The organism is Vibrio sp. SCSIO 43155, assembly GCF_023716605.1.
Lineage (GTDB): Bacteria > Pseudomonadota > Gammaproteobacteria > Enterobacterales > Vibrionaceae > Vibrio > Vibrio harveyi.
On record NZ_CP071852.1, the window covers coordinates 1,051,654 to 1,077,045 of the forward strand.

At 45.2% G+C, this 25,392-nt stretch carries 20 protein-coding genes; 13 read left to right on the forward strand and 7 right to left on the reverse strand.

Annotated features, from left to right (window positions below; genetic code table 11):
• The first annotated feature begins 67 nt into the window (after window positions 1–67).
• On the forward strand, window positions 68–2,374 hold the full coding sequence (locus tag J4N44_RS04885; protein WP_252044907.1) for a zinc/cadmium/mercury/lead-transporting ATPase: 2,307 nt from the start codon (window positions 68–70) through the stop codon (window positions 2,372–2,374).
• A 305-nt stretch (window positions 2,375–2,679) separates the two neighbouring features.
• Window positions 2,680–3,438, forward strand: coding sequence for a uridine phosphorylase (gene udp, locus J4N44_RS04890; RefSeq protein WP_005437517.1), 759 nt, complete (start codon window positions 2,680–2,682; stop codon window positions 3,436–3,438).
• Window positions 3,439–3,601: 163 nt separating this feature from the next.
• Here the strand turns inward: udp and J4N44_RS04895 are convergent, their stop codons facing one another.
• Window positions 3,602–4,762, reverse strand: a complete 1,161-nt coding sequence (locus tag J4N44_RS04895; RefSeq protein ID WP_005437515.1) for a DUF1887 family protein — start codon at window positions 4,760–4,762, stop codon at window positions 3,602–3,604.
• Between the two features lie 165 nt (window positions 4,763–4,927).
• Window positions 4,928–6,919, reverse strand: coding sequence for a methyl-accepting chemotaxis protein (locus J4N44_RS04900; RefSeq protein WP_005446660.1), 1,992 nt, complete (start codon window positions 6,917–6,919; stop codon window positions 4,928–4,930).
• A gap of 235 nt (window positions 6,920–7,154) precedes the next feature.
• Between J4N44_RS04900 and hinT the strand changes: the two genes are divergently transcribed.
• From hinT to J4N44_RS04935, 7 genes are all read left to right on the forward strand, one after another.
• On the forward strand, window positions 7,155–7,505 hold the full coding sequence (gene hinT / locus J4N44_RS04905) for a purine nucleoside phosphoramidase (protein WP_005446662.1): 351 nt from the start codon (window positions 7,155–7,157) through the stop codon (window positions 7,503–7,505).
• Window positions 7,506–7,633: 128 nt separating this feature from the next.
• Window positions 7,634–9,031: a COG3014 family protein gene (locus tag J4N44_RS04910; RefSeq protein WP_009698321.1), complete on the forward strand. Its 1,398-nt coding sequence runs from the start codon at window positions 7,634–7,636 to the stop codon at window positions 9,029–9,031.
• Complete coding sequence (locus J4N44_RS04915) at window positions 9,031–9,423, forward strand: YcfL family putative periplasmic lipoprotein (RefSeq protein ID WP_005446667.1); 393 nt, start codon at window positions 9,031–9,033, stop codon at window positions 9,421–9,423. The genes J4N44_RS04910 and J4N44_RS04915 overlap by 1 nt, the downstream gene beginning before the upstream one ends.
• Window positions 9,424–9,510: 87 nt before the next feature.
• The gene (gene lpoB / locus J4N44_RS04920; RefSeq protein ID WP_005431666.1) at window positions 9,511–10,101 is read left to right on the forward strand and encodes a penicillin-binding protein activator LpoB; all 591 of its coding nucleotides are present in this window, start codon (window positions 9,511–9,513) and stop codon (window positions 10,099–10,101) included.
• A 43-nt stretch (window positions 10,102–10,144) separates the two neighbouring features.
• Window positions 10,145–11,026: a thiamine kinase gene (gene thiK / locus J4N44_RS04925; RefSeq protein ID WP_252044908.1), complete on the forward strand. Its 882-nt coding sequence runs from the start codon at window positions 10,145–10,147 to the stop codon at window positions 11,024–11,026.
• A 75-nt stretch (window positions 11,027–11,101) separates the two neighbouring features.
• Window positions 11,102–11,641 (forward strand): alpha/beta hydrolase YcfP, encoded by a 540-nt coding sequence (gene ycfP, locus J4N44_RS04930; RefSeq protein ID WP_005446677.1) that lies wholly within the window; start codon window positions 11,102–11,104, stop codon window positions 11,639–11,641.
• Between the two features lie 526 nt (window positions 11,642–12,167).
• On the forward strand, window positions 12,168–13,457 hold the full coding sequence (locus tag J4N44_RS04935; protein ID WP_005446679.1) for an NAD(P)/FAD-dependent oxidoreductase: 1,290 nt from the start codon (window positions 12,168–12,170) through the stop codon (window positions 13,455–13,457).
• An 86-nt stretch (window positions 13,458–13,543) separates the two neighbouring features.
• On the opposite strand, the gene J4N44_RS04940 is transcribed toward J4N44_RS04935, so the two are convergent.
• The 4 genes from J4N44_RS04940 to J4N44_RS04955 all read right to left on the reverse strand — a co-directional run bounded on the left by J4N44_RS04940 (window position 13,544) and on the right by J4N44_RS04955 (window position 18,978).
• Window positions 13,544–14,092 (reverse strand): GNAT family N-acetyltransferase, encoded by a 549-nt coding sequence (locus J4N44_RS04940; protein WP_101960919.1) that lies wholly within the window; start codon window positions 14,090–14,092, stop codon window positions 13,544–13,546.
• Window positions 14,093–14,163: 71 nt separating this feature from the next.
• On the reverse strand, window positions 14,164–14,934 hold the full coding sequence (locus J4N44_RS04945; RefSeq protein WP_252044909.1) for a peptidoglycan binding protein CsiV: 771 nt from the start codon (window positions 14,932–14,934) through the stop codon (window positions 14,164–14,166).
• A 7-nt stretch (window positions 14,935–14,941) separates the two neighbouring features.
• A complete protein-coding gene (gene mfd / locus J4N44_RS04950; RefSeq protein WP_005446683.1) occupies window positions 14,942–18,403 on the reverse strand; it encodes a transcription-repair coupling factor in 3,462 nt (1,153 codons plus the stop codon).
• Window positions 18,404–18,408: 5 nt separating this feature from the next.
• Window positions 18,409–18,978, reverse strand: a complete 570-nt coding sequence (locus tag J4N44_RS04955) for a PilZ domain-containing protein (RefSeq protein WP_252044910.1) — start codon at window positions 18,976–18,978, stop codon at window positions 18,409–18,411.
• Window positions 18,979–19,242: 264 nt separating this feature from the next.
• Here J4N44_RS04955 and lolC point away from each other — a divergent pair, with 264 nt between their 5' ends.
• The 3 genes from lolC to lolE are packed head-to-tail and all read left to right on the forward strand — an operon-like array spanning window position 19,243 to window position 22,398.
• Window positions 19,243–20,451 carry a lipoprotein-releasing ABC transporter permease subunit LolC gene (gene lolC, locus J4N44_RS04960; protein ID WP_026000130.1) on the forward strand — a complete coding sequence of 403 codons (1,209 nt, stop codon included), beginning with the start codon at window positions 19,243–19,245 and terminating at the stop codon, window positions 20,449–20,451.
• Window positions 20,444–21,151 (forward strand): lipoprotein-releasing ABC transporter ATP-binding protein LolD, encoded by a 708-nt coding sequence (lolD, locus tag J4N44_RS04965; RefSeq protein ID WP_005446689.1) that lies wholly within the window; start codon window positions 20,444–20,446, stop codon window positions 21,149–21,151. The genes lolC and lolD overlap by 8 nt, the downstream gene beginning before the upstream one ends.
• A 2-nt stretch (window positions 21,152–21,153) precedes the next feature.
• On the forward strand, window positions 21,154–22,398 hold the full coding sequence (gene lolE, locus J4N44_RS04970; RefSeq protein WP_252044911.1) for a lipoprotein-releasing ABC transporter permease subunit LolE: 1,245 nt from the start codon (window positions 21,154–21,156) through the stop codon (window positions 22,396–22,398).
• Between the two features lie 197 nt (window positions 22,399–22,595).
• On the opposite strand, the gene J4N44_RS04975 is transcribed toward lolE, so the two are convergent.
• Window positions 22,596–23,105 carry a DUF2062 domain-containing protein gene (locus J4N44_RS04975; protein WP_005446692.1) on the reverse strand — a complete coding sequence of 170 codons (510 nt, stop codon included), beginning with the start codon at window positions 23,103–23,105 and terminating at the stop codon, window positions 22,596–22,598.
• A gap of 8 nt (window positions 23,106–23,113) precedes the next feature.
• Here J4N44_RS04975 and J4N44_RS04980 point away from each other — a divergent pair, with 8 nt between their 5' ends.
• Window positions 23,114–25,372, forward strand: a complete 2,259-nt coding sequence (locus tag J4N44_RS04980) for a DNA internalization-related competence protein ComEC/Rec2 (RefSeq protein WP_252044912.1) — start codon at window positions 23,114–23,116, stop codon at window positions 25,370–25,372.
• Window positions 25,373–25,392 lie beyond the last annotated feature (20 nt).

Genomic DNA, 25,392 nt, shown 5'->3' on the forward strand with positions numbered 1-25,392 from the left:
TGGAGCTAGCTCCAAGGTTTATCCTTAGTGGCAGAAAGAGACTCATCACCAATAAGGAAAGTGAATTATGTGTACAAAACATCAAGGTTGCCAATCTGGCAAAATCAAATCTGCGGTGGCGGTAGGTGCAAACGACTCTTGCTGCGCACCGGCAAAACCAACTCTCAATATCACGCAAGCGAGCGTGGTCGGCTCAGAAGGCTCTTGCTGCAGTAGCGGCGGTTGTAGCTCAGAGTCTGCCGAAGACGAAGGTCCTGCCGAACCCCTCGAATCCTCCATTCGTCATAGCTGGTTAGTGTCTGGTATGGACTGTCCTTCTTGTGCCCAAAAGCTAGAGAAGGCGATTACCTCTGTAGAAGGGGTTACCAACGCTAAAGTACTATTCGCAACCGAAAAATTGGTCGTCGATTTTGATAACCGTGCCGTCGCGGCTGTAATTGAGCAGGTCTCTCAACAAACTGGTTTTCCATTAACTTCTACCGATGCACCAAAGCCAAAAGCAGAAAAGAAAGGTTGGTTAGGCATTGTTAAAGACAATGTACAAATCCTATCGATCGCAGGTGCAATGGCGTTTGCTGGCATCATTTCTGATTTCAACCCAACGTTAAGTACTTGGCTGTTTACCTTAACCTGTTTGCTTGGTTTGTATCCGGTCGCAATGAAAGCGGTGAAATTGGCTCGTAGTGGCACTCCGTTTGCGATTGAAACATTAATGAGTGTCGCAGCATTAGGTGCACTTTACCTTGGCGAAACTGCTGAAGCAGCGATGGTGCTATTGCTTTTCCTTATTGGTGAAAAGTTAGAAGCATACGCATCATCTCGTGCTCGCAGTGGTGTTCAGGCATTGATGGACTTAGTGCCTGAAAATACGACACTAATTGTGGACGGCGAACGTCAAGAAGTGCCAGCGTCACAGCTTCAGCCAGGTGACATTATTGAAGTCGCTCCTGGTGGTCGTATGCCTGCTGACGGTCTACTTATGACCCAAGCAGCAAGCTTTGATGAGAGCGCACTAACCGGTGAATCCGTTCCAGTTGAACATGCTGAAGGTGGAAAAATCATGGCGGGTGCCGTGGTTGTCGGCAAAGTCGTGCAAGTGAAAGTGACGTCTCGCCAAGGTGAAAACGCGATCGACCGTATTCTGCATTTGATTGAAGAAGCAGAGTCACGCAAAGCACCGCTTGAACGCTTCCTAGATAAATTCAGTCGTTGGTACACACCGCTGATGATGCTTGTCTCTCTATTAGTCATCATCACACCGCCATTGCTGTTTGCACAACCTTGGGAGACTTGGGTATACCGCGGTTTAGCATTGTTATTGATCGCATGTCCATGTGCTTTGGTTATCTCTACTCCTGCAGCGATTACCTCAGGTTTAGCCGCGGCAGCAAAACGAGGTGCCTTGATCAAAGGCGGTGCAGCGTTGGAACTGTTGGGACGTGTTGAATCTGTCGCGTTCGACAAAACAGGTACTTTGACACAAGGTAAACCGCAAGTGACTGACGTGGTTCCATTCGATGTAACAGAAGAGCAGCTATTAAGCTTAACGGCGTCGATTGAGATTGGCTCAAGTCACCCACTAGCGTTATCGCTGGTAAGTAAAGCGCAAGAGCAAGGCATCAATATTCCTGAAGCGGCAGATAAAACTGCGCAGGTTGGTTCTGGTGTGACAGGTGTGGTTGAAGGGAAGTTGGTTCAAGTCATCGCACCATCGAAAGCAGACTTCCCAATCTCGCAACAGGTTGAGCAACAAGTGGTTGAGTTAGAAGGGCAGGGTAAAACGGTCGTTATTGCTCGTCATGATCATGAAGTCATTGGTTTGATCGCATGGCAAGACACGCTTCGCCAAGACGCCCAGCAAGCGGTTGCTGCACTGAAGAAACTTGGTATTTCATCAGTCATGTTAACCGGTGATAACCCACGTAGTGCAGAAGCTATTGCTAACCAGATTGGTCTTGATTACAAAGCCAGTCTGTTACCAGCGGATAAAGTGCACTATGTGGAAGAGATATCAGCGCAACACACTGTCGCGATGGTCGGAGATGGTATTAACGATGCACCGGCGATGAAAGCATCCAGCATCGGTATCGCCATGGGTGGTGGTACGGATGTTGCGCTAGAAACCGCAGATGCGGCCCTGACTCACAACCGCTTGGTTGAATTGCCTGCGATGATTGAGCTATCACGTGCGACGCTCAATAATATTCGTCAGAACGTAGCGTTGGCTTTAGGCTTGAAAGGCGTGTTCTTGGTGACAAGCTTACTCGGTATTACCGGGTTATGGGTTGCGGTATTAGCCGACAGCGGGGCTACTGCCTTGGTGACTTTGAACGCTCTAAGACTATTACGCTTTGAAACTAAGCAAGTAAAATAATCATAAACGTGTATTAAGAATTAGCCTGAGGCGGAGACGTCTCAGGCTTTTTTATATCTGTTAATCGAGATGGTCTTAGTGATGGTTTCGTTTGGTGAATCACTGATTACTATGCAATGAAATGATCTTTTGGTCTGCAAAGTGTGATCCAAACCGTTTTTATTTGAAAGTGTAGATTTATTACATTGTTTCATTGTGATTGTGATCACTCAATGTTGGTGAAAGGTTCGCTACAGTGCATCTGTACCCAACAACTTATTAATGAGCTTATTGTTTACAAAATAAGCCACAACAAGGAGCGACTTATGTCTCAAGCTGTATTCCATTTAGGTGTTACTGAAGCTGATCTTAATGGTGCTACTCTAGCAATCATTCCAGGCGATCCAGCACGCGTACAAAAAATCGCAGAAGAAATGGAAAACCCAGTATTTCTAGCAAGTCACCGTGAATACACGCTATACCGTGCAGAGCTAGACGGTAAACCTGTTGTGGTTTGTTCTACAGGTATCGGTGGTCCATCTACTTCTATTGCAGTAGAAGAGCTAGCGCAACTTGGTGTTCGTACCTTCCTACGTGTTGGTACTACTGGCGCAATCCAACCACACGTAAACGTAGGTGACATGATCGTTACGACAGGTTCTGTTCGTTTAGATGGCGCGAGCCTACACTTTGCTCCAATGGAGTTCCCTGCAGTAGCAGATTTCGAAATCGCAACAGCAATGAAAGCAGCAGTTGAAGAGTCTGGTGCAACAGTTCATATGGGTGTGACTGCTTCAAGTGACACTTTCTACCCAGGTCAAGAGCGTTACGATACTTTCTCTGGTCGTGTTGTTAAGCGTTTCCAAGGTTCTATGCAAGAGTGGCAAGACATGGGCGTTCTGAACTTCGAAATGGAGTCAGCAACATTGCTAACCATGTGTGCAAGCTCTGGCCTGAAAGCAGGTTGTGTGGCGGGTGTAATCATCAACCGTACACAAAAAGAGATTCCAGATCATTCAACTCTGAAAGAAACGGAAGCTCGCTCAATTAAAGTTGTAGTAGAAGCCGCTCGTAAGATGCTTTAAGTACAACATTAGTTGGCATTTAAACAAACGGGAAAAACCAGAGGTTCGCCTCTGGTTTTTTCTATCTGTTCGTTTTGTTTGGGTGCAACAACTTTAAACCTGACGCAATAAAAAAAAGCAGCCGAGAGGGCTGCTTTTCTGTTTTTTGCTTGGAGGTTAAAAACTAGATTTCGTCAGAACCGCCAGCGGCTTCAAACCATGCAGAAAGGTGAGTTTTGAGATCTTTGAGCTCATCAGGACCGATCAGTGCCAAACCTAAATCTTCTGCACGAGTGATGTCATTATGGCGCAGTGGGCGGAAGCTCACCAACATCGCTCTTGCTTGCAGGCCGCCAAGAAGATCGCGTAGCGATTCAAGTTTGTAGAGCGTGTCATCGCCATCGTCACGCATGCCTTTGGTTTTACATTCGATGATGTGAAGCTTGTTGTTCACCACCGTTGCCACGTCAAGCTCATTGCGAACTTCACTTTCACCGAGTTTGCGATAAACCTGCACGTTCAATGAACGGTCTTGAATGGTCGGCATGGTGTCTTGAATTTGTTTAACGGTGCTGTGAACCAGAGTTTCTAACCACTCACCATTTGAGAAGCGGCGTGCATCTTCGTCAGCAAACGTCAGTACGCCGTTTTCGTAAGTGGCGATTTGCGCTTCGACCAAGTCGGTCAACAACATGTTCAGTTCACGGTAGCCTTGTTGTTTCTCAGAAAGCTCAACATCTAGCTTTTGCTCTTTACGACACGTTGTTGCAAGGTAGTTTAGTGTAGCAAGACCAGGACCGAGCTCTAACGCGTTAGACGCCCAGCGCTCACCAAGTTCATACAACTTTTGGTCAAGTTGAGGAGGAAGGTCTACGTGGTGGAATTCACCGCGCGCACCGAAAATTGTAAGGTAGTCAGAAATCGTAATGTGGTCTTCTACTTGCGTGTCTTCTTTGCCATCTGGGTAAAGCCAGCATAATTTGTCACTGTTTGGCTCTACAACGAAGATTGGCCAGCGATAAGTACGAAAGACTTCGTACACGGAAAGCAGACGGTGACGAAGACCACAGCTTGCATTGAGTTTAACTTCTTCGCCTCGGTCGTGGAGGTCTTTTGCCAATTTGTGGACAGATTGTTTGATCAGAGAAGTGTTTACTGCAGAAGGAATTTCAAAGAATTCGGAAGTAATTTCTCGCTGCTCTAATACTGCGCTCAGTCGCTCGTACATATCGGATTGGCTTTTGTCGCCGATGAAGACGATATGTGTACTTACAGTGCGATTATCCAAAAGAGGAGTGACTAATCTCACTGGATCTTGGTCGATAATACCAACATGAACAGCCATAGGTTTTCCTTCTTATTTGGCTTGCTCGAAAAGAGAAAAGAAAAGGGATGAGCAAGCCATAATAACCATATGTAGACAAGGCTCATAAAAAACAAGGGTGACTTTAATAAAAAGTCACCCTTATACAGTTGGTTGCAATAAATCCGCTACTTGTCGCGTTCGATGTTATAGCTTAAATCGATGAACCAGTTCATTTTGCTGATGCGCAAGTTGCGTCATTGATTCGCTGGTTTGCGCAATGCTAGACATCGCGTGATAGCTTTGGTCTGCAATGCTATTGATGTCTTCAATGCTGCGTGCAATATCGGCAGAAGTCTCGCTCTGCTCAGCTGCCGCCTGAGATATATGCGTGCTCATTTGGCTGATTTCGATGATCAGTGCTTGGATTTCTTCCATTGAACTGTTTGCTTTTGATGCTTGTTCCACCGACATTTCCATATCACTCATACAACTTTGAATCACCTGACTCGCGGTTTGTGAACTGGTTTGTAGGTTACTGATCATTGACTCAATCTCAGTTGTCGATTGTGTCGTCTTGGAAGCTAACACTCGAACTTCATCGGCAACAACTGCAAAACCACGACCTTGCTCGCCAGCACGTGCTGCCTCAATGGCGGCATTCAGTGCGAGTAGGTTGGTTTGTTCAGCAATGTTACGAATTACATCCAGAATAGAGCCAATTTGCCCACTCATTTTCTGCAATTCAGAAACCGCAGACACTGATTCGTTTAAACGTGTCTCAAGTTGGTTGATGGTCGAGATATTGCTGTTCATCACGTTGCGTCCTTGGTCAGACGCTGTCTCAACACGTTGTACCATCTCTAGCGAGCCTTGTGCACTCTGCGCGACTTCTTGTACTGAGTGAGACATCTCAGTCATTGCTGTCGCCACATTAGCGGTTTGCTCACGTTGAGAATTCAATTGTGTTTGTGCTTGTGAAGAAGTTTGCTCGTTGGTTGATGCGGTTGTTGCTAAGTTGTCTGATGCATCGTTTAGTTTCACAAGGATGTTGTGCAAGCTATCCGCGAGCGTATTGATGTGACCGCTCACACGGCTGAATTCGTTGTTGTAACGGTTGTCGATACGTTGCGTCATATCGCCTTCTGTAAGGCCTTCCAACGCTTTTAAGATGCGAGTTAGTGGTTCACGAACACTTTGCGCGATGTGGTAGCCGATCGCTGTTGCAAAGAGAACCACAATAACAGCAATGACAATCGCTTTAGTCACGCCCGCTGAGTAGATGTCCCCAGCGTCAGCGAGAGATTCGTTCAGCTTGTCGGTTGCGGTTGTGGTGAATTGTTCAAGAATTGCCATGCTAGAGTCTACTTTTGTCGCTAGGTTAGCAATGTTGTTGTACAACGCCGATCGAGCCGATAAGTAACTGTTGTGTTGATCCAATACTCCGCCACGCATACCTACGTCGCGAGTAAACTGCTCAACGGATTCGCCGAAGGCTTTTTGCAGCTCAGGCAGTTGTGTCACAAGTCCACGGAACGCGTAGTTTAGGTGCGTGACTGCTTTACGGTTTTTTGCTACCGCTTGAGTTACGAATTCTGGGTTGGTACTTGCCAGCGCATCCGAGGTAATAACTTCAGCATCTTTTAACTTAATGAAGTAGCTTTTTGCCATCACTTTCACTGAGATGCTGGATTGATCTGCAACGTATTCTTTAAGACCAACAGAAAGCTCTGTGTTGAGCTTTTGGAAACGACGCGATGATTTTTGCACTTCTTCTTGTGCAGAGAACATTGCCTCATAGTTGTCCATGGCTTCTTTTGCTTCGGTAAAATAGCTCTGCTCAAGTTCTTTAAGTTGAGAAAATGGTTCGGCAAGAGAAGGGTAGATTTGACTCGCGATTTCAAGTTGACTCAATGTCCCTTCAAAGCGCTGTTGAGATTTAGCAAATTCCTGACGCATTTCATCCATGCGTTGTTTATTCTCTGTGGTCAGGAAATCCTTAAAAGATTTATCTGCGGAAAGCAGTTCCACACTGGTCTGGTTAGATAGTGAAACAAGTGGTAGTGAAGACTTGGATACTGTCTCAAACTTACCGTGAATATCATTCATGCCCCCCATCATAATGGCAATCGTGACCGCAAACAGGACGATGATTAGCGCGAAGCCTGCATACATCCGTTTAATAACTGAACCTCGCATAAGTGAGCTTCCTCTCCCAAAAATAGACAAGATAAATAAGAAATGTCTTAAAAAAGTAACAAAATTCATTGGATTGTATTGAGTTTGAGACGCACGTTTTATGACGGACACGACAAAAAAAGCTTCAACGTAACGGCTTATATTGATAATGTTAAGTGAACACTGTTTTTTATTGAGCTCGCTTTTGGCTTAGCGCATACTAAATAGGTTACACACCTTATAAAATGGAGTACCCATGGCGGAAGAAACCATCTTTAGCAAAATTATTCGCAAAGAAATCCCAGCAGATGTCCTTTACCAAGATGATTTAGTAACGGCGTTTCGTGATATTAATCCGCGTGCACCAAGCCACATTCTTATCATTCCAAATAAGCTGATCCCGACAACTAATGACGTGGAAGCCGAAGATGAAGCGATGATGGGGCGCATGTTCACGGTTGCGAAAAAGCTGGCTAAAGAAGAAGGCATTGCAGAAGACGGTTACCGTTTGATTGTAAACTGTAACTCACATGGCGGTCAGGAAGTCTATCATATTCATATGCATCTAGTGGGCGGTCGTCCTTTAGGTCCAATGGTATTGAGCTAATCTATTAGAAGTGGATGAAGCAGTTCATCCACTTCTTTATACCCAAGCACTTCGGGATGTTTGGCTCAGCCAATGTTTTGAAATTACTTGGGTATATTTCTGTGAACGACACATTTGTGGAGATAAATGTGAAACATGGTGTGAAGCTATTTGGATTGATGAGCTGGGTCCTGCTTGCTACGGGATGTGCGAACTTATCCGCTGGCAATCTGTTCAGTCATTACAGCGACCAAAATAAAGAAGTCTACCAAGCGGTGGTTGCTGGTGAATACGCCAAAGCTGAACAACTGCAATCAAGTGATGTAGGTGGCGAAATCCTTGGAAACTTTGAACAAGGAAGAATTTCGTTTCTTGCTGAGGATTACCCTACCAGCTTGAACTCATTAGAAGAAAGCGATCGTGCAGTTCGTAAACAACAAGATCGTGCAACCATTTCTGTTACGGAAACAGCAACCAGCGTTGGTTCTCTTGCCGTTAACGACAATCTAAATGAATATCAGCCTGCCGATTATGAGCTCGGCTTTTTGCATTTGTACTTAGGTTTAAACTATTTGCAAAAGAATGATCTCGAAGGTGCGCTGGTAGAAATGCGCCGTGCTAACCAAGTGCAAGAAGCAGCGAAGAAAGCACGTGAAAAGGAACTAAAACGCGCAGAGAAGGATCTTAAGAGTCAAGGCATGTCGGCGAACCTAGGTAGCGTGCTTGCAAACTACCCAGATGCGGGTAAAAAGCTAAGTTCAGTACAAAATGGCTACTTGTTCTATCTGTCGGGTCTTTTATATGAAGCGTCACGAGATTTGAATAGTGCGTATGTAGACTACCGTCGTGCCCTTGCGGTGATGCCAAACAATAAGCAAGTGATTGAAAGCACCATGTATGCCGCAAAAAAGCTCGGCATGCGTGAAGACTTACGTTTACTTGAAAAACGTTATGGTAAAGCACCTTCAGGGTTGAGTAAGTCGCAAGGTCGCGTGATCGTGATCGACGAACAAGGTGTTGTAGAAGCATTACAAGGTTGGCGTATAGATTTGCCTATATATGACAGCCGAGGTGATGGTGCAATTTATTCGCTCGCATTACCTTATTACCCAAAAAGCGGAACGCAGCGTTTCGGCGATGTGGCATTGAATGGCAGCAAATTACCATCGAGCACTTTAGTCGATGTTAACTCGATGGCTCAAAACGATTTGAACGAACGTTTAACGACGATTGTTATTCGTCAGGCAATTCGTGTTTGGGCAAAAGACCGAATTCGAAAAGAAGCAGCGAAGAAAGGCGATGACGTCGGCAACATTCTTTTCAATGTTTGGAATACATTAACTGAACAACCTGATACTAGAAGTTGGCAGACGCTCCCGGGGACGGTGAAAACGGCTTCGAAAGTGGTGAAGCCGGGCAAGCAGAGTCTTAACTTAGGTGATCAGGTGTATCAATTTGACGTGCCAGCACAACAAACCACGTTGGTTTGGGTGTCCCGTCAGGGATCGCACTCAACAGTGTGGCATAAACAACTAGGGAGGTTGTAATGAGAGCATGGCTTATAGGCTTAGCGGTGATCATTGGTTTAGCCGGGTGTGCTGACAACACCGCAGGTATCCGAATTGATGGTCAAACTCAAAAGGTGTTTTTTAATGACAATGTTTTGGGTAGCCGTTTGTTAGTTGACAACATCACAACGACTTACGTGGATGATCGCCCACGAGGTGTCGTGCAGTTAAGTAGTAACTACAAAGGTGACCAGCACATTCTTTATCGCTTTTATTGGTATGACAATACAGGTCTGGAAGTGAACACCAAACCTGGTCCGTGGCGCAAAATGATTGTGCGTGGATTCGAACAGGTGACTCTGTCTGAAGTGACGGTGAACCCAAACGGAACACAATTTCGCGTACAAATTCGCGAAGCAGATGATAACTAACTCAACTCGAGTAACACAATTTCGGCGGCTATGCTGCTTTGCCAAGGTGGAGGCACCTTGGTATGAAACACAAACTAAGGAACTCTCATGAAAAAAAGTATTATTGCTCTTTTAGGTCTTGCCGTCATTCTGGGTGGTTGTTCAAACAAGGTCTCTTACGGTGATGCGCAAGCGACAGAAACAACAACGATTGATTTCGGCTCGACGGATCTACAAAAAATTGCTGGCGAAATGGTCGACAGCATGATGATGTCAGGTTCAGTGGCAGCAATTACTCGTGACCAACGTCCTATCGTGTTTGTTGAGCGCATCAAGAACAAAACAAGTGAGCACATCGATACTGAATCTATTACTGACACTATCTCTACTAAGATGCTGAACTCTGGTAAGTTCCGTTTTGTAGACATGGATCGTGTGGAATCTGTTCGTGAGCAACTTAACTTCCAAAACACTGACGAGCTAGTGAACCAAAGCACAGCTATCCAATTCGGTAAAATGGTCGGTGCGCAATACATGCTTTACGGCAACCTTTCTAGCATCGTGAAAAATGCAGGCAGTGACAAAGACGTTTACTACAAAATGACGATGCGTCTAATGGATCTAGAAACAGGTCTGATTGAATGGGCGGATGAAACAGAAATCCGTAAAGAGCAATCTAAGAGCCTATTTGGTCTTTAATTGATTCTTTTTGGTCATATGACCTTGAGTGGAGAAGTCATTCATGGCGTGGTTTTCTTGGCAACAAGCGAAACAGTTAGATCCGAGTTTAAATACTCTTGATGGCTTCTTTACTTCACCACCAGTGAAGGTTCAAACCGTCACTGGTGGACTTACCAATCGTTGTTGGCGGTTGGAATCTTCAGAGGGTCTTGCGTATGTCTGGCGACCAACCAGTAACGTATGCAAGACCTTTGCTATATCTCGCCATAACGAATATCAAGTGCTCAACGCAATCGCCCCGCTTAACCTCGGACCTAAACCTGTCTTTGTTCATGAGCAAGGTTTGCTAGTGGAGTGGGTTCCGGGTGAGACATTGACTAAGCCTGGTATCGATATTGATGAATTATTGCCAATCGCTGCTGCTATTCATGAATATCCGTCGACGGCGATTCCTTTGGTTCCTTTCTCTTACTTGTCACGAATTGATCACTACTGGTTAGAGCTAGGTGGTAAGTACATTGGTACAGAGTTTGAAACCTTGTATCGAAAATGGCGGTCGGAACCAAGTGTTGAACAAGTTCCCGTTGCACTGTGCCACTTCGATCTTGGTTGTTATAACTTGGTTCGTGGTGAAGAGGGGGTGAAGGTCATAGACTGGGAATACGCCGCTTTATCTGATCCAAGATTAGACCTCACTTTGATTTTGCAGCTTGCCGATGTGCCAATTGAGCAGGGTGTTGATCAGTATTGCCAGATTCGTCAAATTGATGATGTGTCTCTGTGGCTGGAAGGCGTACGTGCGTGGATGCCAAGGACCATTATGATGGCGATGTTATGGTATTTGATCGCCTACAAATTGTGGGATGATGAACAATACTTAGACAGTGCGAATGAGTTTAAAGACTTATTATGTATGGAAGATCACTGTTTTGATAACTCATGACTTTTTCCTCTTTAACCATAAGGAAATAGTGGTAGTTTAAAGTGAAGTACCAGCAAGTCACAGGGAGAGGTACACATGATTATTTACTTGCACGGCTTTGATAGTACAAGCCCAGGTAACCACGAAAAAGTTCTTCAATTGCAATTCATCGATGATGACGTTCGTTTCATCAATTACAGCACACTTCATCCTAAGCACGATATGCAGCACTTGTTGAAGGAAGTGTCTAAGGTCATCGACCAAGCGAATGACCCAGCCCCACTTATCTGTGGTGTTGGTCTTGGCGCATATTGGTCAGAGCGTATCGGTTTTCTTTGCGGCATTAAGCAGGTGATGTTCAACCCAAACCTGCATCCAGAGAAAACGATGGCAGGTCGCATTGATCGCCCTGAAGAATATGAAGATATCGCGACCAAATGTGTCGAGCAATTCCGAACCAAAAACCAAGATCGTTGTTTAGTGATTTTATCCAAAGAAGATGAAATACATGACAATTCGAAAACTGCGGCAGAGTTGGACAAGCATTATCAGATTATTTGGGATGAGAACCAAACGCACAAGTTCAAGAAAATCTCTCATCATCTGCAAGCGATGAAGGCATTCAAGAACGCATAAATTGCCCAATAGATAAAAATTTAACTACCTTTAAACAGCACTTCAAGAAGTGCTGTTTTTGTATCTATTGGTTTTGACTCTATCGCACTGATTCTGCCAAATTTTACATTTTGTATCGATTTATCGGCTTGATTTATCGATTTAACCTTTTGTGGCACGAAAACGTTACCGTCAAGCAGATGAAAAGTAGTCAATCCGTATCCAGAGTAAGGATTTTTGTTGCCATCAAAGGATTGCTCTATATAATGAACTTGGTAAAAATAATTTGATAAATATCAAAAAAAATTGAGAGCGAGTAAGAAACTTGCCCATTTTTTGTCTGAGATCGTGTGTTTCAGGCGAATAATCCGATGGACCATAAGCCGAAAACAAGAGTAGGCAATAACATGATGGCATCGGGATTTATCCAAAAAGTGAGCTCACCTCTAGAGACCAAAGAATTCATCGGTTGGATGTATGACCGCAGCGTAACTGTGAGTCTACGTCGAGCTGAACCCATATATTCATTTTTGTAGAGGATAACATTGTGACACGCATTATCGTTGTAGGCGGCGGTGCTGGTGGCCTTGAGTTGGCTACCAAACTGGGCCGCACTCTGGGTCGTAAGAACCGTGCGCAAATTACACTGGTAGACCGTAAAGCGAGCCACTTGTGGAAACCACTGTTGCACGAAGTGGCAACAGGCTCATTAGACGAAGGTGTGGATGCATTGAGCTACCGTGCTCATGCCAAAAACCATTGCTTCGATTTCCAAATGGGTAGCCTTCAAGACATTGACCGTGAACGTAAAGTGATCATTCTAAGTGAACTAAAAGACGAACATGGTGAACTTCTGATGCCAAGCCGTGAACTTGAATACGATATTCTGGTTATGGCAATTGGCTCTACGTCAAACGACTTCAATACGCCTGGGGTTCGTGAAAACTGTATCTTCCTCGACAGCCCTGAACAGGCGCACCGTTTCCGTAGTGAAATGAATAATGAATTCTTAAAACTGCATGCAAAAAACGGTAACGGTACGGTAGATATCGCGATCGTTGGTGCGGGTGCAACTGGTGTTGAATTATCGGCAGAGCTTCACAACGCAGTAAAAGAATTACGTACGTATGGCTTCGGCGATCTTGACTCTAGCAAACTAAATGTAAACCTAGTTGAAGCAGGTGAGCGCATTCTGCCTGCGCTTCCACCACGTATCTCTTCTGCAGCGCATCAAGAGTTGGTTAAGCTAGGTGTAAACGTGCGTACTGCGACCATGGTGACACAAGCGGACAAAGACGGTTTGACTACCAAAGATGGTGAGAAAATCCCTGCACAAATCATGGTATGGGCTGCGGGTATCAAAGCGCCTGATTTCATCAAAGATATTGCCGGTCTAGAAACGAACCGTATTAACCAATTAGTCGTGAAAAACACGTTGCAAACCACTCGTGATGACGACATCTTCGTTATCGGCGACTTGGCTCAATGTACCCAGCCAGATGGCTCATTTGTGCCGCCACGAGCTCAGGCTGCGCACCAAATGGCAAGTCAAGCGTTCACTAACATTGTGGCTAAGCTTAATGGTCGCGAGCTTAAAGCATACGAATACAAAGACCACGGCTCTCTAGTGTCTCTAAGCCGCTTCTCAACCGTTGGTAGCTTGATGGGTAACTTAACCAAAGGCTCTATGATGGTTGAAGGTCGCATCGCACGCGTAGTTTACATTTCACTGTACCGTATGCACCAAATGGCGCTACACGGTGTGATTAAAACGGGTTTGATGATGCTGGTTGGTCGTATCAACCGCGTATTGCGTCCAAACTTGAAACTGCACTAATTTGAATTTTTGGTTCTTTGTTGAAGATTTGGCGAGAGAATCAAATAACAAATAGAAGAAAAGCCACCGCATGTCGGTGGCTTTTTTCATTCCAAGTCATTGGGTAACAGTGAATAAACGACCCCATCTTTTGGCTTCCCATGAAAGATAAATCGGTTTCTGGCAATCGCTTCTTTCTGTGCACCAACAGACTCAATTAAAGCCTGACTGGCTGTGTTATCTAAATCACAGACGATTTCTACGCGAGTCAAATTGAGTTTAGCGAAGCAGAACTCGGCAAGCGCGCGGATTGCCTCTTGAGCGTAACCTTTGCGTTGATAACGGTCCGCAACCCAATAGCCAATGCTTGCCATATTGAAGGTATGATAAAGCTCATTGACAGCAACCATACCAACAAGGTTATCGCTACTTCGTTCATAAATGCCAAAACCAAACGCTTCTGTTTTTACCCAGTTCAGTCGCGTAGCGAGCAAGAAATCTTGCGCATCTCTTAGTGAGACATTTTCATCACACCAATCTAACCATTGGTGTAGGGAAGGGGATTCTGCCAGTATGCGTTGTAGAATATGGGCTTCCTCAGATGGGATTAATCTGAGAGCCAAACGAGGGGTTATGATTTCAAAATCTGGACTCATACAACTTCCATGTTAGATTTCAAATAAAACAAAGCGCAGCAAGTGCTGCGCTTTGTTGTTGGTACTGTGTTTTATTGTACTCGACGAACTTGAATGATCATCCCCATTAATGGGTTATCTAAGTAGTGGGTTTCGCCACTGCGCATACGACGCTTCTGATCCATTCGGAAGCTCTTCAAGAATGTCTCTTCAGTCACAGTCGGAGAGACTTCTGCTAAGTTACCGACTTGCACGTTACCATCGACTTCGCCAAATTCTTCAGACAATTGTTCTGAAGGTTGCGATTCAATGTGAACCTCCCGAACACTCGGTTCACGTAAGTCCATCGTTGTCTCGGCAAACAAATAGTGCTGAACGTAGATTTGTAATTTGCCATCCAACTCATAAAGCGGACCTTTAACGCTTTCTTCGTTATAGCCATTGGTCGCTAAGGAATGTGCATTGCCAGTGATTGAGCTGCCATCCGGATTATATGATCCTGAAAAATCACGCCCGCCAACAATGCGGAAAACTGGTGCACTTGCTTTACCACGGTCACCTTGACGCCACGCTACGTGCTTCAATACTTTAAAGCCTGCATGGTTGTTAAGTGCTGCTTCTTGAGCGTTCAATCTGTAAGAAGAACGAGGAAGCAGGGTGACGCCTTTTGATTGACGGTAAGAACCGCTTTGTAAGCTGCCGACGTTACTCATTTCGATAGTTGGCAGTTTGTTTGGCCATGATTCACTGGTACTTTCAGCGTCGACTGCTCGCTTGAAAATAATTACTTCAATATCAAATTGACGCGCAGCCCATGATGGCATTGAGACACAAAGAAGTAATAATGGGATCAGTATTCTCATTCGACTATTAGCTCGTTGGTAATAAATTCTGTTTAAAATCATTCAGTAAGTCTTGAACAAACTGAATGCGTTTACGTCGGTCCGTCAATGGTACGCTAAACTTGAACTTAGTTGGACCTTCCATTGCAAATTTTTGCGGCTGTGATTGCAGGAGTTTAACTAAATATGCTGGGTTTATGTCAGCATCAGGGTAAAACTCGATGAAACCACCTTTGTCATGAGCTTCAATTTTCTTAGCTTTGAGACATGCAGCAGCAATTTTTAGCTCAGAGACAGACAGTAAGTTCTTCGTTGCATCAGGTAGCAAGCCGAAACGATCAATCAGTTCAACTTTTAATTCTGATAGCCCTTCTTTATCTGTCACGCTCGCGATTCGTTTGTACATAGATAGGCGAGTGTTGACGTCTGGTATGTAGTCATCTGGCAAAAGAGCTGGAATGCGCATTTCGATTTCAGTTTGTTCTCGAAGTAGATCATCCAGTGAAGGCTCTTTGCCCTCTTTTAAGGCTTCAACGGCTTGTTCAAGCATTTCCATATATAGTGTAAAACCAACCGATTGAATTTGACCACTTTGTTCGTCACCCAGTAACTCACCAGCCCCGCGGATTTCAAGATCGTGGGTAGCAAGAGTGAAGCCAGCACCAAGGTCTTCCAGTGACGCAATTGCATCAAGACGCTTAATTGCATCTTTCGTTATTGCTTTTGGATGTGGCGTCAACAGGTAAGCGTACGCTTGGTGGTGCGAACGACCAACACGACCACGAAGCTGGTGCAACTGCGCGAGACCTAGGTTATCTGCTCGGTCCATTATGATGGTGTTGGCGGTTGGTACGTCAATACCTGTTTCTATGATCGTAGTACATACGAGTAAGTTGAAGCGCTGATGATAGAAATCATTCATGATACGCTCGAGCTCGCGTTCACGCATCTGACCATGTGCAACGGTAACTCGCGCTTCCGGAATCAGCTTTTGCAAATCTTCGGCGGTTTTTTCAATCGTTTCGACTTGGTTATGTAGGAAGTAAACCTGACCACCACGCATGATTTCACGGAGTACTGCTTCGCGTACTACGGAGTCTTCGCGTTGACGCACGAAGGTCTTAATCGCCAAGCGGCGTGCTGGTGGCGTTGCGATGATCGACAAATCGCGCATGCCACTCATTGCCATGTTTAATGTGCGCGGAATTGGTGTTGCGGTAAGCGTTAAGATGTCGACATCGGCACGCATTGCTTTCACTTTTTCTTTTTGACGCACACCAAATCGGTGTTCTTCATCAACAATCAACAAGCCAAGATCTTTGAACTTAATATCGCTTGATAGCAACTTGTGAGTACCAACGACAATATCAACTTTGCCATCAGCGACATCTTGGAGAATCACTTTTTGCTCTTTTGCCGATTTAAAGCGTGATAGGACTTCTACGCGAATTGGCAAGTTAGCAAAGCGGTCGCGGAAGTTTTCAAAGTGTTGCTGTGCAAGCAGAGTGGTTGGTACTAAGACTGCCACTTGCTTACTGTTGTCTGTGGCAACAAATGCAGCGCGCATTGCGACTTCTGTTTTACCAAAACCAACGTCACCACAAACTAGGCGGTCCATGGCTTTTGCTTGGCACATGTCAGACAAGACCGCATTAATTGCCATTGACTGATCGTCGGTCTCCTCAAACGGGAAAGTTGCTTTGAAAGTTGCGTATTGACCGCGGTCGAGCTCAAATTTATAGCCCGGTTTTAGCTCTCGCTTGGCATAAACATCCAGAAGCTCTGCTGCAACGTCACGAACTTTCTCTGCAGCTTTACGGCGAGCTTTTGCCCATGCTTCACCGCCTAGTTTATGCAGCGGTGCACTTTCTTCAGCTCCGCCAGAGTAGCGGCTAATCAAGTTCAGTGAAGATACGGGTACGTAAAGCTTGGCATCATTTTGATACTCAAGTGTTACGTATTCCGTTTTCATACCGCCAGCTTCAAGAGTTTGTAGGCCTATGTAGCGGCCGATACCGTGATCGATGTGCACAACAGGCTGACCCGGCTTAAGTTCAGCTAGGTGGCGTATGACGGTGTCACTGTTGACCGCTTTTTTGTCTTTACGGCGACGTTGGATAACGCGATCGCCAAGCAGATCGCTTTCGCAGATCAGCGCGAAATTTAGCTCTTCATGAATAAAACCATGTTCCGCAGCACCTAGAATTAGGCTGAAACGATCGTCAGAATCCAGCGCTTGATATAGTGAACCATGGACTACTGGGCGCACTTTAATGCCTTGCAGTAGCTCTGTTAATGCTTCACGGCGACCTTCTGACTCGACAGAGAAAACGATTTTACCCGCAAACTGTTCACTGAATTGGCGTAAACGCGCTAACGGCTCTTTGTTCTGCTGTTGAACACCAAGCTCTGCCAGAGATTGAACGGCGAGATTCTGGCGACCTGCACGTTTAACGATTTTCTCTAGGCTCAGCTGAGCTTGTGGTAGTTGTTTGAAGTGAGTGAATAGCTCATCTTTCTTCAGCCACAATTCATGTGGTGCTAACAACGGACGCAGTGGATCGATTTTCTTTTGATCGTAGCGGTAGTCAACGTCATTCAAGAAGGTATCGACTGCGGCTTCAATATCGCCGTAGGTGATCAGTTGAGAGTCATCGGGTAAATAATCGAAAAGCGTTTCTGTATGATCGAAAAACAGTGGCTGCCAATATTCAATGCCCGCTGGCCAAGTGCCTTTGGTGACTTGCATGTAAATTGATTCAGGCTCGCGGCGAGCTTCAAACTGAGAGCGCCAACGAGTACGGAAATCTTCAATAGCCGCTTTCGTCGTCGGAAATTCATGCGCAGGCAAAAGCTGGATTTGCTGAATGTCTTCGATCGAACGTTGGTTTTCTGGATCAAATGTGCGAATGGTGTCGATCTCGTCATCAAAGAAATCAATGCGATATGGATCTGAACTGCCCATTGGGAACAAATCTAGGATCGAACCTCGGCTTGCATATTCACCCGGACCAAACACTTGATCAACGTGACGGTAGCCAGAGTTCTCTAGTTGCACACGCAGTTTTTCCAGCGAGAATTGGTCGCCCGTTTTCACCATCAAGGTGTGCTGAAGTAAGAAATCACGCGGGGACTGGCGTTGTAATACCGTGCTCACTGGCACAATGGTCACACCACGATTTTGGTTTGGCAATTGATATAAGCGGGCAATACGATCTGAGATGATCTCTTGGTGTGGAGAAAAGTTGTCGTATGGCAGCGTCTCCCAATCAGGGAATAGGCTTACCGGTTGGTCGGTAAATTGCTCAATTTCTGCTTGCAGTTTGAGTGCGATTTGCGGGTCTGGTACCACTAGCAGAGAGTGGCTTGAGTGTTGTTTTGCTAGCTCGGCAATCGCCATCGGCAATGCCGCTCCCGGTAAGTTGCCAAGCTGTTTTTTATCGCCACGCTCAGACGGATTGGTGACGGACAGAATCGTTGCTTTTGTCATGGTAATTATTTGTTATCTCGCTCTAATGAGCGCTGACGGAGTAGTTTTTGTTGTTGGTATAGTGCGGCTTTAATCAATAAATCTTGGTCAGCTTCTCGAAGTAACTTGTACTTTAGTGTGACTGCATAGCCTTGCTCGGCAGATTCGCACTCTACTACCTGAGCGTAGCAGTAAATTGCTGCAGCAGGATGACCTAAGAAGAGCTTCACACGAACCAGTTGGTCTTTTTCTACGGCAGAATCGCTACGGTAGCTCAGTTGGCTTGCGCCGAATTGCGTAGTCTGGAAACGGAGTGCAATGTCATCTTGTTGCGAGAGCATAAAGCTGAGCAGTAAGTTGAGTTTAGAGTTTTGAGTATCCAGCAAATGGATGACGTGTTTTAACTCTTTGTTTTGCAGCTCCAATCTCGCGTTATCAGCTAACATATCTAAATGGCTAAATTCACTTGCGACAATAAAAGGCGCTGGAATTTCGGATTGGAAAGTCTCTTCATCTGGCAGAGCAAAGTCCGTCCCTAGCGTTTCGACGTTGATAGTCAGATTGTGGTGTACGGTAAAATATTCTTGCTCTGTCATAATTCGGTCCTTTTCTGCCATCGAGCGCTCTCATTTCATTTAGGAATGAGTAGGATAGGGGGTTGATTATCGCTAATCAGGTTAAGTTATCAAGTTTCCCCGTTTCTCTGGCTGAACTTTTTGCTGTAAATGGGGACTTATTGCATGTCGTTGACAAATTTAGCGATTATCTTGTCTTCTTCATTGTAAGAGTAAGGTAAGATAACCCGTATTAACTAGCTAAGTAATGGCTTCATAACTAGATAACCAGTTGGTTTGTCCTATATGTATCATCCTATTTCTTTGTTTATTGGCTTGCGGTACCTTCGGGGACGCTCCGGAGACCGATTTAGCCGATTTGTTTCTTATATGTCGACAGCCGGTATCACAATTGGCGTGATGGCGTTAGTGACGGTGCTTTCCGTAATGAACGGTTTTGAAGCCCAGTTGAAAGAGCGCATTTTAGGAGTGCTTCCTCATGCTGTGATTTCGCAACACGATAGTAAAACGCCTCTCAGTGAAGCTGCTCCTAAGTTCATTCAAGATATGTCGACCATAGCAAAACCAGAACCTATTGTTCGTGGTGAGGCTGTTATTCAAAGCTCAGCACAACTGACAGCTGGTTATTTAATTGGTATAGAGCCCAAACTTGGCGACCCGATTTCTAACCACCTTATCGCAGGACGTTTATCTTCTCTTCAAGCAGGTGAGTACAAAGTATTCCTTGGTCACAGCTTGGCGCGCTCATTGAAAGTGTCGATGGGCGATAAAGTCCGTTTGATGGTCACCAATGCCACCCAATTTACCCCACTGGGTCGAATTCCGAGCCAACGTAATTTCACGGTAGCTGGCATCTTCAATACGGGCTCAGATGTCGATGGTCAGCTTATGATTGTTAATATGACTGATGCGGCAAAGCTGATGCGTTTACCGAAAGATACAGTCTCTGGCTGGCGTGTGTTCTTCTCAGACCCTTTTATGGTGACTGATTTTGCTGATCAGCCAATGCCTGATGGTTGGCAATGGAGTGATTGGCGAGAACAACGTGGTGAGCTTTTCCAAGCCGTCAAAATGGAAAAGAATATGATGGGCTTGATGCTTGGGCTGATCGTTGGTGTTGCGGCGTTTAACATTATTTCCGCTTTGATCATGGTGGTGATGGAGAAGCAATCTGAAGTCGCGATTCTTAAAACACAAGGTATGACTCAATCTCAAGTGATGGCGATTTTCATGGTTCAAGGCGCAAGCAGTGGTGTGATTGGTGCCATTGTTGGTGGTGCAATGGGCGTTGCTTTATCACTTAACCTCAATGCAATTCTTGAAGCGGCGGGAGTGGCACTATTTAGCTTCGGTGGTCACTTACCTATCGTGATTGATTCATTCCAAATTTTACTAGTGGTAGTGCTGGCGATTGCTCTGAGTCTAGCTGCAACTGTTTACCCGTCTTTCCGAGCATCTTCTGTTAAACCTGCTGAGGCACTTCGCTATGAATAAGCTATTAGAATGTCGTGATATTCGTAAAGTCTACCGAGAGGGTTCGTTAGATACTGAAGTGCTCAAAGGTGTAAGTTTTGATATTGATAAAGGCGAGTTAGTGTCTATTGTCGGTTCATCAGGCTCGGGTAAGAGTACGTTGCTCCACATTCTTGGAGCATTAGACGATGCATCTCAAGGAGAAGTGGATTTTCTGGGACAGAACCTGTCTGCTTTGAGCTCCAACAAACAAGCTGCATTGCGCAATAAGCATCTTGGCTTTGTGTATCAATTCCATCATCTGCTGGCTGATTTCACAGCGGTTGAAAATGTTGCAATGCCACTGTTGATTGGTGGGGCGAAAGTTGCAGATGCGAAAACGGAAGCAAAAGCCCTTCTGGAGAAGGTGGGGTTGGGACATCGAATGGATCATCGTCCGTCAGAACTTTCTGGTGGTGAGCGCCAACGTGTGGCTATCGCACGAGCTTTGGTCAATAAGCCTGACTTGGTTTTAGCAGATGAGCCGACTGGTAACTTAGATCACAATACGGCGCTAGCGATTTACGACTTAATGCGTGAGTTAAATCAGGAGTCGAATATTGCTTTCTTAGTTGTCACTCATGATAACGAGCTGGCCGCGAAAATGGATCGCCAAATGCATATGCAAGATGGTTTGCTGGTGGATCGTTTTACCACAGACACAGCAACCGTGGAGGGCTAATTTTGTTTTCATCTTTAGCATTGATGATTGGTGGACGTTTCAGTCGCGCTAAAAAGCGTAACAAGATGGTATCGTTCATTTCTCTTTCCTCCACCATAGGTATTGCGGTTGGCGTAGCAGTCATCATCATTGGCTTATCTGCGATGAATGGCTTTGAACGAGAGTTACAGTCTCGTGTGCTTTCTGTGATTCCACATGGTGAGTTAGAGGGGGTGAATGGTCCACTGCACAACTATACCAAAACCATGAAGCAAGCCCTAAGTCATGAGCATGTGGTTGCTGCCGCACCTTATGTTCGGTTTACAGGGTTAGCAGAGAAGGGCAGTAAGCTAAAAGCAATAGAAGTTCGCGGTGTGGATCCAGCTTTTGAGCAAGCTGTTTCTAGTATGTCTGACTTTATTGACCCACAGGCGTGGCAAAATTTTTACTCAGGTCAACAGCAAGTGATTCTTGGGCGTGGTGTCGCCAATGAGTTAAAGGTCGATGTTGGTGACTATATTACTTTAATGATCCCGCAATCAGGCAGTACGAATAAGGTACAAGCCCCAAAGCGAGTCCGAGTCAAAGTCGCTGGTTTTTTAACGCTTAACGGTCAAATCGATCATTCATTAGCGCTAGTACCACTCAAGGATGCTCAAGCCTATGCCCGCTTAGGTGATGGCGTTACGGGTATTTCGCTGAAGACGGATGATGTGTTGAATGCACCATCAATTGTACGTGAAGTCGGTAGCCGAATTGATGTTTATGTTTACCTAAAAAGCTGGCAACAACAATTTGGCTTTTTGTACCGTGATATCCAACTTGTTCGTACCATTATGTACCTGGTAATGGTGCTAGTGATTGGTGTCGCGTGTTTCAATATTGTCTCGACATTGATGATGGCGGTTAAAGATCGCGCGGCTGAGATTGCGATTCTTCGTACTATGGGTGCAAAAGACAGTTTGATTAAGCGTATCTTCGTTTGGCAAGGCGTATTCTCGGGCGTATTTGGTAGTCTTGCGGGTAGTGTCGTTGGCGTTCTTGTCGCTCTCAACCTCACACCGATTATTAAGGGGTTAGAAGCCTTAATTGGTCACCAATTTCTTTCGGGGGATATCTACTTTGTCGACTTCTTACCATCGCAATTGCATTGGGCAGATGTTGCTTTGGTTTCAATTACGGCGATTATCTTGAGTTTGTTGGCAACATGGTACCCAGCCTCCCGTGCAGCGAAACTTAATCCAGCGGCGGTATTGAGTTCCAAGTAATCTACAAAGCTCAGCGAGCCGTTCGCAAATAACAGACAACAAAAAAAGGACCGATTATTATCGGTCCTTTTTATCTATATCGTTGCTATCTCTAATTGGCTCGATGCGTTTCATACTTGAGTTACATCACCTTTCATTTCTAACGTTAACTGTTTTCCATTCAACGCGCCATAACCTGCCAACTGGTGAATAAGCGCTTATCGTACTTTACGCTTTTGCCAGCTTCTCACGACTGAATAACGCCAAAGACCACGAATACCGAAATAACCAATGATTGCTGACACTACGCCACAGATCGCGCAGCCAAGTAAGAACGGAGGTCCTATGGTGTTCATTTGCTGCATGATGAATTCCCACGACAATTCAAAGTGGAATGGTTGTGGTGGTACATGCATGACCAAGGCACCAAGCTTGTAAGCAAAGTAGAACAGCACTGGCATGGTAATTGGGTTACTGATCCAAACAAGTGCGACTGATAGAGGCAAGTTAACACCAAGCATGATGGCAAGACCTGCCGCCATGATCATCTGACTCGGAAGCGGGACAAACGCCATAAACAGACCAACAGCAAAAGCACCAGATGCAGAGCGACGATTTAAACACCACAAGTTTGGGTTATATAAAACGTTGCCGAAGACCTTTAGTGCTTTTTGGCGTTTGATCATTTCATGATCTGGCATGAAGCGTTTTATCAGCTTTCTAGGCATAGGACGACATGACTCTCTTAGAAAAAAGTTTGACCTTGGCTTTATTTGTAGCGAGCGTTATTTCGTCTGCATGGTGGCCGACGATACCAGATTGGCGTTGGTTGCTGCTGGGAATAATTGCCACTGGCTCAATAATAAAATTACGACGTGGCTTATTGAGCATAGGCGTAATTTCGGGCTTTATGGTTGTCATTATCCACGGCAATGTTATGGAGCATCAAAGACAAGCCCTGTTTCAAGCAGGGGTGAATATTACCATAAATGGCAAAGTTGACAGCCCTTTTACGCAAATAAGTCACGGATATGAAGGAATTGCGCGTGTCCATCAGGTGAATTCTCAAAACTTGTTACCTTTTTTTAAACCGAAAATCCGGTTGATAACGCCTTTCCCACTCGCCGTTAACAGTGAGTTCACTACCGAAGTGACAATTAAACCCATCTTTGGGCTTTTAAACGAAGCAGGTCATGACGCCGAAAAGCAGGCAGTAGGAAAGGGCATTGTCGCAAGGGCGACGGTTTCAAAGGATTCTGCGTGGCTTATTCGTGAGCGATCATCATTAAGAACGCAAATTATCGCCGTCGTTCATAAGCACATTGTTCAGCTTGAACATTTCGCTCTTATTCGTGCTTTGGCGTTTAGTGACCGTACGCTTCTGTCTCGATATGACTGGCAACTCCTACGTGATAGTGGCTTACTGCATTTGGTTTCGATTTCGGGTTTACATATAGGAATGGCGTTTGCTTTTGGTATGAGCTTTGGGGTTGTTGTTAGGTACGCTTTGCCAAAATTTGTCTTTTTACCTTCCTTGTTTGGGCTTGCTACTGCTTTTTTGTATTCATGGTTAGCAGACTTCTCTTTGCCTACGACTCGAGCTTTTTCAGTATGTTTGATTTACTTGTTATTAAAGTCTGCTTTGATTTATTGGAGCGCTTGGCGCGTGCTGCTCCTTGCTGTAGCAATACAGTTGTGCATCGAGCCGTTTTCTGCACTCACTATGAGCTTTTGGCTGTCTTATCTCTCTGTTATCGCCGTTTTATTTGCAGTGAATTGTGTACAACATAGCCGTGGCAATTGGGTTAGGAAACTGGGTACCTTATTCAAAATTCAGTTAGTACTCACTGTGTTGATCATTCCGATTAGTGGGTTGTTTTTTGCCGGGACGAGCCTCTCCTCTATTTTATATAACCTCATTTTTATCCCTTGGTTCGGTTTTGTTGTCGTTCCACTGATGTTTGTTGCACTTATCATTACCCCGTTTTCAGTGCACTTGGCGAACATGCTGTGGCAGTGGTTAGATTGGATGCTTGTACCCCTTACTTGGTCTTTGCCATTTGCTTTGGGGAGTTGGCAATCTCTTAGCTCACAGGCAACGTTGTGGGTGCTGGTATTGGGCGTTTGTGTGCTTTCGATACGATTTTTAAATCGAGAAGCTTCAGGTGTTTTGTTCTTGGTCATCACAAGTCTGGCGTTGTGGTATGAACGAAAATCCGATGGTTGGCGTATTGATGTGTTAGATGTTGGGCATGGACTTGCAGTGCTCCTAGAAAAAGACGGTGAAGTGCTTTTATATGACACGGGTAAAACATGGGCTTATGGAAGTATTGCTGAACAAGTTATTGCTCCTATCTTGTATCGCAGAGGGTTCGGTTCTATCGACATGTTTGTCGTCAGTCACGCCGACTCAGATCATGCTGGAGGACGTGCATATATCGAAAGGCACTTCGCCCCAGTTCGTAAGTTTAGTAGCCAAAACTACGCTAACTACCAACCTTGTATTGCGGGGGAGCGATGGAAATGGCAAGCGCTAGAATTTGAAGTTCTTTGGCCGCCGAAGTTGGTTAAACGTGCATATAACCCACATTCATGCGTGATTCGTGTCGTCGATACCAAAACGGATTTTAAGTTGCTATTAACGGGCGATATTGAAGCAGTTAGTGAATGGATCTTGGTGAGAAACCCCGATCAGTTAAAAAGTGATGTTGTGATTGTCCCGCATCACGGAAGTAAGAGCTCTTCTAATCCCAAGTTTGTTGAAGCGATTGCCCCAAAACTGGCGATCGCATCTCTGGCAAAAGGGAATCAGTGGGGAATGCCTGCAAATAACGTGGTTCTAGCGTACGAGAACGCCAATGCGAAATGGCTGGATACGGGGAATGGCGGTCAAATAAGCGTCCTTATTGAGCAAGAGAATTGGTATTTTGAAACGAAACGAAGTGAGACATTTGACCCTTGGTATAGGCAGATGCTGCGTAACGGAGTAGAATAAGAGTCTTAATGTAAGAAAAT